11 protein-coding genes are annotated in these 10335 nt (G+C 34.2%); 2 read left to right on the forward strand and 9 right to left on the reverse strand.

Going from position 1 to position 10335, the window contains the following annotated elements; all coding sequences use genetic code 11:
* Positions 1-21 precede the first annotated feature (21 nt).
* The 4 genes from JOC49_RS10765 to JOC49_RS10780 are packed head-to-tail and all read right to left on the reverse strand — an operon-like array spanning position 22 to position 1858.
* Complete coding sequence (locus tag JOC49_RS10765) at positions 22-516, reverse strand: helix-turn-helix domain-containing protein (RefSeq protein WP_204665041.1); 495 nt, start codon at positions 514-516, stop codon at positions 22-24.
* 12 nt (positions 517-528) lie between these two features.
* Complete coding sequence (locus JOC49_RS10770) at positions 529-1536, reverse strand: hypothetical protein (protein WP_204665042.1); 1008 nt, start codon at positions 1534-1536, stop codon at positions 529-531.
* 1 nt (position 1537) lies between these two features.
* On the reverse strand, positions 1538-1675 hold the full coding sequence (locus tag JOC49_RS10775) for a hypothetical protein (protein ID WP_204665043.1): 138 nt from the start codon (positions 1673-1675) through the stop codon (positions 1538-1540).
* Positions 1676-1717: 42 nt separating this feature from the next.
* Positions 1718-1858, reverse strand: coding sequence for a hypothetical protein (locus tag JOC49_RS10780; protein WP_204665044.1), 141 nt, complete (start codon positions 1856-1858; stop codon positions 1718-1720).
* Positions 1859-2081: 223 nt separating this feature from the next.
* On the opposite strand from JOC49_RS10780, the gene JOC49_RS10785 reads away from it, so the two are divergent.
* Positions 2082-2465, forward strand: coding sequence for a DNA polymerase Y family protein (locus tag JOC49_RS10785; RefSeq protein WP_204665045.1), 384 nt, complete (start codon positions 2082-2084; stop codon positions 2463-2465).
* Positions 2466-2486: 21 nt separating this feature from the next.
* Here JOC49_RS10785 and JOC49_RS10790 read toward each other — a convergent pair whose 3' ends face one another.
* The 3 genes from JOC49_RS10790 to JOC49_RS10800 form a co-directional block, all read right to left on the reverse strand.
* Entirely contained in the window at positions 2487-3449 is a 963-nt protein-coding gene (locus tag JOC49_RS10790; RefSeq protein ID WP_204665046.1) for a ParM/StbA family protein, read from the reverse strand.
* A gap of 1923 nt (positions 3450-5372) precedes the next feature.
* Positions 5373-6050 (reverse strand): hypothetical protein, encoded by a 678-nt coding sequence (locus JOC49_RS10795; RefSeq protein ID WP_204665047.1) that lies wholly within the window; start codon positions 6048-6050, stop codon positions 5373-5375.
* Complete coding sequence (locus tag JOC49_RS10800; RefSeq protein ID WP_204665048.1) at positions 6050-7429, reverse strand: AAA family ATPase; 1380 nt, start codon at positions 7427-7429, stop codon at positions 6050-6052. Before JOC49_RS10800 ends, JOC49_RS10795 begins: the two co-directional genes overlap by 1 nt.
* A gap of 465 nt (positions 7430-7894) precedes the next feature.
* Between JOC49_RS10800 and JOC49_RS10805 the strand changes: the two genes are divergently transcribed.
* Positions 7895-9454: an ATP-binding protein gene (locus JOC49_RS10805; RefSeq protein WP_204665049.1), complete on the forward strand. Its 1560-nt coding sequence runs from the start codon at positions 7895-7897 to the stop codon at positions 9452-9454.
* Here JOC49_RS10805 and lepB read toward each other — a convergent pair.
* On the reverse strand, positions 9443-9955 hold the full coding sequence (gene lepB, locus JOC49_RS10810; protein ID WP_204665050.1) for a signal peptidase I: 513 nt from the start codon (positions 9953-9955) through the stop codon (positions 9443-9445). The genes JOC49_RS10805 and lepB overlap by 12 nt on opposite strands.
* A 15-nt stretch (positions 9956-9970) precedes the next feature.
* The gene (locus JOC49_RS10815) at positions 9971-10234 is read right to left on the reverse strand and encodes a hypothetical protein (RefSeq protein WP_204665051.1); all 264 of its coding nucleotides are present in this window, start codon (positions 10232-10234) and stop codon (positions 9971-9973) included.
* Positions 10235-10335: the final 101 nt, after the last annotated feature.

Here is a 10335-nt window from a genome sequence, read left to right on the forward strand (position 1 = left end):
CCCTAATTTAGAGTGAATAATTCAAGGACTGCCATAATGACTATCCCCCCGTGACATCTCTAATCTGTCAGGCCATTTTTGCATTAGTTGATTTAACTTTCTACCACATATTTCTACCTGTTTCTCTATCCAAACTGCTTCAATTACTTCTTCGTTCTCCACTAACTCGGTTAACGCTAATTCTTCTTCATTATCATTACTTCCCCTATAAGATTCAAAATTCACTTCTTCTTTCATCTCCTCTGCTTCTGGCATCTGAAGATAATATAGATTTGATCTCTGACCACCTTGATCATGAAATCTACTCTCTTTTCTAACAAGACCCGCTTTCTTTAAATCTCCTAATGCCCTTTGGACAGTCCTTGTACTCATATTACATTCCCTAGCAATCGTCTTAATGCCAGGAAAACATGTTAATTCACCATCTGCTCTATTGATTAAGTAAAATACAACTAAAGTCGCTCTCTTACTTATTTCTAACTGGTATACTTTATTGATAATATCTGCCTTTTTCATTCCAACTTCTCCTTAATCATTACTTTTCATATAATCGTTTAAAACTTCTAACCACAACTCACTATTAACTTCTATGTCAAATTGATTTGGTATATATCCTAATTTATAGACCGTCTTATTTAACTCTAGTATCTCTTTTTGCTCCGACTCAGATGTAAAATTACTGAATAATTTATACTCATCATCTGTTAATAACATAAATGCTTTTTTTACTTGCCCCTTCTCATATGACTTATAAGTTGTACAAAGAAATGCCTCATCACAATTATTAATCATGGCATGTCTTATTCTCATATCTACAACCCCCATGTCATAAATGATAAAATCAAAACTTTCATCGTTTAAGGAATCCAAGGTTAAATACCTAACACCATTAACTAAAAATCCATCTGCTTTCAATTCCACACCTTCAAACATGTGTTTTAATTGTCCATTCTTATTAGCTTCTACATAGCATACTTTAGCCCCTATGCTAGATAAATAAGAAGTTAGATTTAACGCCATGGTTGTTGTACCAACTCTGTTCATTGTTCCTGCTACACCAATTTTAATGTTTTCTTTCGGAAAATCATATTTTTCAATTCTATAATCAGTAATTCCAAATACTTGGCTTATTTTTCCTTGAATCTCTCTTTTGGATATGCCTAAATCACTTACAGCCTTTAAAACATCTGTTTTCAACTCATCCACATCTTCGTTAAAGACATGGTTTGTTACATCACACTCAATTAACCTGTAAATCAGGTTTTCTAACCTTTTATCTTGATTCATAATCAGAACTACCCTTGATGAATACATCCTTTTAAAAGCTGAAATAGCTTCAATAATTTCATCATCTGAATCTGTTAAGGCATCATAATCTAATATTAGAAAACTATAGTGAGTAAAGCTTCTCATATCATTTAAGACAAACTGATTAAGATTAAAAGTACCCGATAACTTCTTTATCACCATGCCTGCTTCATCAGCTAAAAAGTCAATTGTATTGATATTGTCATTACTCGCTAGGTATAAAATCATCTCACTCACTCCTCTCTATTTGAAAATCATTTGGCAGGATTATTTCTGGTTTATCAGGTTTATAGGTAAACATTAAAATAATACCAACCACAACTAAAACAACATATACAAGTAACTCTATAACCATTTTCTTTTTCATCATTCCCTCCAATCAGTGGCACTCATGGTGAGTACCACTTGTCTATCTTCCACCTGCCTTGCCCATAAAATCAAGCTTATATTCAGGAATTTCAAAGTTAACATGCAGTCTCTTTGACCCAATCATTAATAAAGCATTACCACGTTTTTTCCTTGATAAAAGTTCTTCTTCAGCATCTGTCAAATTATTGTATTTGCTAATCTAAAAGTGGGCCAATTATTATAAAAATCCAATCGAAAAATGGGCCACACTACAAATATACTGTCCAAAAGTTTATAATACTTTTGGAGGTGAAGGAGATGATTAGCATAATGGACAAATTCGACTGACAACCAAAGAAGAATTAGGACTTTCAGTAAGCATCGGCGTTTCCTTCAACAAAATCTTTGCCAAACTTGGTAGCGATATGAAAAAGCCCGATGCCATAACGGTCATTCCAAGAGAAAATTTTCAAGAGAAAGTGTGGCCACTTCCCGTATCAGACTTGTTCTATGTTGGACGGTCTACCAACCGAAAGCTAATGAACTTTGGTATAAACACCATTGGTGATTTGGCAAATGCACCGCTTGAGTTTATTCGAAGCAGTCTTGGGAAAAATGGTGAAATGATTTGGGTTTATGCTAATGGCCTCGACCAATCCAGAGTGATGGCAAAAGATTATGAATCCCCCATTAAGTCCATAGGCCATGGCACTACTTGCCGCGCTGATCTTGATACACCGGAAGAAGTTTGGCAAGTCATTCTGCATTTAACGCAGGATGTCATCATGCCTGGCATGATGTACACCTAATGTACACCTAATGAGGTGCGATTAATTAACAATCAGTCCAACGACTTTTGCCCAGCCTTCAGCATTATCCCAAATAGAATTTTCTCTTATTTCTAACTGCCCAAAAGTGTCTTCAAGAAAATGCTCAAACTGTTTAGAACCACCACCTGATCCAACAACAACCGACAGAACATCAAAATCCCATTGCGCTCTAATGGCCTGACTTTTAACTTCCTGCATATATTCGGCAATAAATTTTTTAATAAAAGATTCGCTTTTTTCTTTATCTTTTTTAATGAAACCTTCTTTAATGATTTTATCCATTAAATAATCTTGTATATTAACCCCAAACTCATAATTAAGGGCATCTTTGAGGCGCTCTTTTAAAATATACACACCTTTATCTAATGTAAAATATGTTCCTTCTACAATATCGCCATTTTGAAAAATACACCCATTTACATTAAGTCCTCCAAAATCCAAAACCGCAACTGTTTCTCTTTTAAACTCTTTAAATCTTGCAAGAATAATACCTGAAGATTCTGGCAAAACAGTAACTTTTTCAATATAAAAATGAATAGGCACTCCATTAAGCTTCATTTCGACTTTTCCGTCGCCCTTAATGTAATCCGCAAAATCATTTCTAGCATTAACATTTTTAAAAAGAGAAATAGGATACCCTACAATTACATCTGTAACAACATCCCCCGGGCTTACCGAATCGGCAATTGCCGTATAAATGGCAATCTTATGAATATCTTTCTTTTTTTCTCGGTCATAATCAACAGAAAAAACAGCATCACTTTTACCAAACATGACCTTGTTTTTAAACGATGGGTCTTCAAGCCCTGGGATTTCCACAACAAAATTTCCCCTATTTGTAGACTTTTCTTCCTGAGTGGGCATAGCTTTTGTTCTATAAATAGCCTTTTTAATTTGCCCACCCCTTTCTGTAATAACCTTGGTATTAAATTTTCCAGCATCAACAATCACTTTAACGTACATAAATCCTCCTTATTTTAATAATAAAATTTTTAATATAAATTAATACGCATATAAAATTCTAAATATAACGAGATAGAACATTTTTTTGGTCAACAAATGTCAACATATAAAAAAGCATGCTATGAAGTCGCATGCAAACAGGTATCAATATATCGCTTAATTAAAAATTTAAAAACAGACAAAAGTAAAAAAACGCCTTCAATGCCATCTCTGAAAGTTCAGAGATAATTTAGATCCGGTCATCCTGATAAGCCTCAGATGTTAGTTAGGTGTTGCAGACGGATGCCGAAACCTTAGCAGCACCTTAAAATTACTTAACTTTTTACAAGTGTGTCATTTTGACAGTTTGGCACAAAAATTCATCTTGAGAAAACACCCTTTTTTGCCCCCAAATCCGTCCGTCTTCCACCAAGTTTTACCCGTCCTCAACATTATTTTTGCCTTAAGTAAAGAGTCGCCTTAGATGTTTGAAATTATAATTTTAGTTAAGTAAAAACAAAAGGTTCCTAAGACTGATTATATTTTGATTTTAGTTAAACAAAACAAAACATAGTCGCCCCTGCCTCTAAATATGCCGTCTGAAAACCCAATAGCAATACTTCCAGCAGGTAACTCTACCCGTCCGCAGCGTTATTTCTATATTTTTTCCCTTTATCTTTTTCTTTAACTAATTTCACCCACGATTTATCCCCTTTTTCTTCTAGGCTTTCTGAAACGGGTTAATCGCAAGTTTAGGACTGATGTTTTGCAAAAAAAAGAAGCAATAAGTTGCAGACAGGACCTGAAAAAAGATTCGCTGTTTATTAAACAAAATCATACATAGGTGAAGCATGATTTCTAATCCGGTCATCCTGATGAGGCTCAGATATTAGTTAAGTATTGCAGACGGAATCTGAAACTTTAGCAGCACTTTAAAACTACTTAACTTTTTATAAGTGTGCCATTTTGACAGTTTGGCACAAAAATGTATCCCCTTTTTGAATCGCTACACTTGAGCAAAATCAACCCTTCCAGATTTTAAAGTGTGCCATTCTTTCAGTTTGGCACAAAAATGTGCCTTGAGAAAACGCCCATTTTAGCCCACAAAACCGTCCGTCTTCCGCCAAAATTAACGCATATTTTCACCAACAAAATGCTAATTTAAACCACTTCAAAACTGCTAGACCTGTTGGTTTAACTCTTTTCTGATTGTTTTTCTAATCTTTATATCAAGGAAAGGTCGGTTGGCTATATGGATATTGCAGACGGTGATTCCCCAAAACTTAAGTATTTTTAATCAAAATTAGTAGGTAAAGCTCAACGATTTTGCAAATCACCATTTACAGATGCAATTACACATAGCTTGTGCCATTTTGGCAGTTTGGCACAAAAATGTATGTCATTTTCCAATCGCTACACTTAAGTAAAGTCAATGATTCCAGATTTTAAAGTGTGCCATTCTTTCAATTTGGCACAAAAATGTATTTCAAATTTTCGAAAAAAATGAGCTTTCCAAGAGGTGTATTTTAGGCTTTTTATGATGCTTTTTTCTTCTAGTAACCAGCGAAGATCAAAACTCAACTTTCTGAATTAAGCCAAACTTAATTATACCGCTTTGATTAATCACTAAGGTTGCCCATCCTTTAGCCATTCACAATCCATCCCAATTTCTTTACAAAAACCATCATGTAATTTAAATAATTTATTCTATTTTTTCAGAAAAAAAGAAGGGCGTATATTCTACGCACCTTCTATCTTTTTTTTAAACGGACTGATTCTTTTTTTAACCCGAAGTATATAGCTTTCAAGTGGTATGTGGTTCTTTTACAATCCTAGATTGGTCTGTATCTTTTTCATTTACGTAACCTACATTTTGGGTACAAAAAAACACAGCAACGATATGCTATGTCTTCATATGATTGTGCTCATCTATTTAATTGTTTTTCATTCAAAGAACAAATGAAAATTGCTGTATCGCTTAAGAGAATTTCCACCTTGTTTTATAAACTCCCAGGTCTCTTTGTAGTCTCCCGTGACTGCAAACCGCTCATCACGTATAAAATCAACAAACGTCGATTCTGTTTTGTAATAGGAATCTGAAAATCGCTCGGCATATTCCATCTTAAGTTCATCCGCTAAATTCACTTCATTATGCAATACATGTTCAAGATTACATGAGAAGTAATACATACCATATGGTATCCCTGATATCTTAGGACATAATGATAATCGATTGATCACTTGCTGCTTTCTGTTGTTCCTTTCAGTTACTCGTTCGACTGAACTTGCAGTAATTGCAGTCTCAGAATAAGTGAATCCCTCGATATCTTCTACTTGAATTTGATCACTGCCAATATATGCCCCATCCATGTCAATAAGGTGAACAATTTGAATGATATCACCTTTTTTAAGACCTATCTCTCTCCCAAGAAAGTTTTTCACATGATCATTAACTTTACTCACTGCATTGGCACTGCTCGATAATCGGTCACTGGTAATGTCGCCACCTGTGATATAAAACCTTACCAGATTGGATGAAACCAGTTTATCGATAATCCCGCCTAACGATGTTTTATCCGTAACGCCTTCAACAATAAATAAAATGACCTTTTTAGTTTTCATCAATCAACCCTCCCAGCAATCCTGAAAGCACGACTGATATCAAAGCTATTGGTCTCCTTATAGATTTCTTCTTTTTGTCCACCGAGGTTGATACTTCGATAATAGAGGTTTCTAAGGTTATTATTGCTTTTTACGTTTGTAAAACGCATATATCGGTTTTTAGGATTCGTTGTTGTAAAAATAATCGAACTTGTACTAAGCATCTCAAGTGGTCTTAAGTTATGCGACGTGAAGATCAACTGTCCTTTTCCGTTTTCACTAATGATCTGAAGAATTTCACCAAGTAAATATTCGAAGATACCTGCGTCCAGTTCATCAACAACCATACATACAGTCGGATTATTGAACATTGTAATCAACTTGCTCAATATCGAGATAATCTTTTTAATTCCGTCTGACTCATATTTTAACGGAACTTTTATATCTTCTCTTATAGATATAAGTTCTATACGAATGCCTTCACCGCCATCATCAGTCAGTTGTTTGCCATGGCTTTTGAGTCCTATATTCAGCCCTGGAACAATCGTTTCTAGTACAATATTCATTTGATCAATAATTTTGACGACAACATTGTACACTTCTTCTGGAACAACCGATGGCTTTAACAGGCCAATTGCCAAGTCCCCTTGTGTCACCTTTTTCTCATCCAACAACCTGAAACTAAAGGGGATCAGTAAATTCATGTTAATCATCCCAGAATGATGGTTCTTGATGATGAAGAGATTGAGTTTAGCATAATGCTTCATCGCCAAAATAATATCTGTATAGCTTTTGAATCCTTCGCTTTTTCTAATGATGTCTTCTAACTCCGTGCCAAAAACAAAGGAAGTACAATTTTTCTCTGACATCTTCTTTGCCACACCCAAATCAATTTGAACATCTGCACTTTTTGACGTGAGTAAACGGTAGTTTTTTACCGGTTTAAACGTATATTCTTTGTTTTCAAGTTGATAATCTATTATGCCTGCTTTATTCGTCCAATCACCTTCAATGAATTCTTTGTAAGCTAAAGATTCCCTAATAACTCTTGCTTTGTTTTCATCCGTTCTTTCAATTTTCACTTCGTAAAAAATCTGATATACATGATCTTCTTGATTCAAGTCAAAACCTAATTTAATGGTTGCTGTTTCTTCTTTTTCAAAGATATAATCACCTGCATTTTTAGGCAGCTCTTGCCCACTTATGAGATGTTTCACAATCCACATGGCATCTACGAAGGCTGTTTTACCTGAGCCATTTTGACCATATATACCAAGGATTTCAGAACGCATTAATTTATTTGATAATGAATCATCACTTGGGAAATCGAGTTTCCCGTATTCAACGTTTTTTATATTGCACAGTTCAGCTTCTTTTATTCGAATCATAGAATCTTTCATTACATACACCTCCCGGTTACAATAGATCATATCACAAACCTCTAGATTTGTAAAATTATATTTCAAATTCGATACACTATGTGCCTTTTTTAAACTTTACAATATTAATTGTAACCATTTTACGTGATATTATACTCATAGTTTCTTTATTCATAATAAATATATGCCGAATTGTTTATTAGATTGGATTAAGGCAGCCACATACGATTCGCTGTTTATTAAACAAAATTATACCAAGGTGAAACATGATTTCAAATCAAGTCATCCTGATAAAACTCAGTTGTTAGTTTATTGTTGCAGACGGAACCTGAAACTTTAACAATCCCTTAAAATTAATTAACTTTTTATAAGTGTGCCATTTTGACAGTTTGGCACAAAAATGTTTGACCTAGCCTGATATTTTTGACTATTAATTCAAAAAATGGTAATTGTATTAAAGGGAAAAAAAATTAAAGGAGAAATGCTATGCTGAATTGGATGAATGATATATTTAACAGATATAAAAGCGGCGTAAGCAACTTTTTCATTGTGCAAGGAAACATTTATGACTATGCCGAAAAAAGCGTCCCAGTTATAACTAAAATCAATAAACTGTTATACGAAATGAATTTTCAAGAAATAGCAACATTTGATCAACAAGATGGGCTTTTCTTTAGAGAAGGCACTTATGGGACTAAACAGCCAAATCAAACTGACTTTGAATATATCGTTCGCAGCATTTCCAATCCAGATAAAAAAGCTGCATTCATAATGTTATTTCCGGAATTCACATTTCCATCAAACACAAACAATGACCCTTATGGATACGGGAAGTTAATTTCCATGATGAAGTGTCTCACTTCTGCTAATTTTCAAAAATCAAACAACATGTTGATCCTTTTGGTAGATAACGCATTTAAGATTGACGAAAGAATCAGAACAACTGGTCCATCAACAACCATGATTACAATTCCCCACCCTAACACAAAAGAAAGACTGGAGATGATTGAGTTTTTAAACGAAACCAGCCAAAAGAAAATCAATTCAGAACTTAACGATCAACAATTTGCCAACTTAACCGCAGGGCTTTCTAGAATCCAAATAGAAGACATTTATCTAAATGCAGAAAGTTGTGGCCAATTAGATAAAAAAGACATTATAAAGAAAAAACAAGAATTCTTATCAAAAGAATATGGAGACGTTTTAGAACTTTTAGAATCAGATGGCCTCACATTTGACGACTTTGCTGGACAAGAACACGTTAAAGAATATTGCAAAGAAATGATTGTAAACCCTATGACAAACGGAGAATTAGACCTTGTGCCTAAAGGCGTTTTACTTATGGGGCCTCCAGGAACTGGTAAATCTTATTTCGCCAAATGTCTAGCTGGTGAAGCAAGCGCTACAGCAGTTTTATTAAAAATGGAAAAGATCAAAAGTAAATGGGTCGGGGAATCTGAAAGCAAACTTGCCAAAGTTTTCATGGGACTTCAAGCACTTTCTCCTGTAATTGTTTTTCTCGATGAGTTAGACCAATCTTTCCACAGATCTTCAAGCGATACTCAATCTGTTGATAGAAACCAATTTGGGATGATGCTTCAATTCTTATCAGAACCGGAAAACAGAGGAAAAATCGTTTGGCTAGGAGCCGCCAATTATCCAAATAAGGTTGACGAAGCTCTTAAAAGACCTGGTAGATTTGATAAGAAAATTCCTTTCTTACCACCTAGCAAAGAAGAGATAGTTGAAATCTTTAAAATTCATCTAAAGAGTTCTAAATTTAAAATAGATGTCAGCGAAGATGAAATGCAATCACTTGCAGTTATGTTAGAAGGATACACCCCTGCCGAAATAGAAGCGATCGTCTTAAAAGCAAAAGAGCTTTTAAAAAGAAAGAAATTAACTAAAATAGACTTCAAACTATTACAACTTGCAGGAGAATACACACTATCTGTAAAAAATGAAAGAATTGATGAGATGGTTAAAATAGCAATCGAAGAATGTAGTGATCGTGAATTCCTATGTACCTATAATTTATCTCAATAAACGAAGTCCTTCTAATGATATTTTATATCGAACTTTTCCCAATATATTATCAGCATGTATTGTTCCGAATTTTCTAGAATCTAAACTTATTGGTCTATTATCCCCCAACACATAAATTTTCCCATCTGGAACAGTTAATTCAATAGGCTCAGTATAAAAACTAGGAAATTCAAATTCAGCAAGATAAGGTTCATCTAACTTTACACCATTTACAAAAACCCCATCATTCCCAAGTTTTATATGATCCCCCTCTAATGCAATTATCCTTTTTGTAAGGGGCAATCTTTTTTCTGTTTTAATGATTACGATATCACCACGTTCATAAGTCTCATTAAAATGAGTTGCGACATAAAACCGTCCTTCTTCTAAAGTTGGGGACATCGAATCACCCGAAACTGTCACTATTTTAAAGAAAAAAATATTGAAAAATAGGAAAACAAGCAATACTCGGAATATCACTTTTAAAACGCGATCTTCATTTTTTTTATATTTATCCTTCAAACCATTCTCCTTTATCTATCTACCAGATCGTCTATCAACGGGTGCAGCAGACGTCTCTTTTTTTGACCCTATTTTTTCTTGAATTGAAGACAATATGGTTACAGGTTCTTTATGCTCATATCTGTGAGATCGAGCTTTCTTTTCTTCAAACTTTCTATAAGCATAGAATATGCCAACCATGATAATAATAGCCAAATAAAGAGGCGTGGTCAAATAGGTGATAAATCCCATTTTTATAGATTCATATATGAATTCTAGAGCTTCAAACAACGCTTGCATAATATAACCTCCTTGTAAGATAAATATAGGGTTAAGGTTTAAAACCAACCCCGAATGTTCTTTGATAATTTCAAATCTATAGTTCAGATGAATCACAGACA

It is taken from the genome of Fusibacter tunisiensis (assembly GCF_016908355.1).
Lineage (GTDB): Bacteria > Bacillota > Clostridia > Peptostreptococcales > Acidaminobacteraceae > Fusibacter_D > Fusibacter_D tunisiensis.

Coding starts and splice junctions, on each gene's coding strand:
- JOC49_RS10765 (WP_204665041.1), bottom strand. CDS start 516: ATGAAAAAGGCAGATATTATCAATAAAGTATACCAGTTAGAAATAAGT.
- JOC49_RS10770 (WP_204665042.1), bottom strand. CDS start 1,536: ATGATTTTATACCTAGCGAGTAATGACAATATCAATACAATTGACTTT.
- JOC49_RS10775 (WP_204665043.1), bottom strand. CDS start 1,675: ATGAAAAAGAAAATGGTTATAGAGTTACTTGTATATGTTGTTTTAGTT.
- JOC49_RS10785 (WP_204665045.1), top strand. CDS start 2,082: ATGAAAAAGCCCGATGCCATAACGGTCATTCCAAGAGAAAATTTTCAA.
- JOC49_RS10790 (WP_204665046.1), bottom strand. CDS start 3,449: ATGTACGTTAAAGTGATTGTTGATGCTGGAAAATTTAATACCAAGGTT.
- JOC49_RS10795 (WP_204665047.1), bottom strand. CDS start 6,050: ATGAAAACTAAAAAGGTCATTTTATTTATTGTTGAAGGCGTTACGGAT.
- JOC49_RS10800 (WP_204665048.1), bottom strand. CDS start 7,429: ATGAAAGATTCTATGATTCGAATAAAAGAAGCTGAACTGTGCAATATA.
- JOC49_RS10805 (WP_204665049.1), top strand. CDS start 7,895: ATGCTGAATTGGATGAATGATATATTTAACAGATATAAAAGCGGCGTA.
- JOC49_RS10815 (WP_204665051.1), bottom strand. CDS start 10,234: ATGCAAGCGTTGTTTGAAGCTCTAGAATTCATATATGAATCTATAAAA.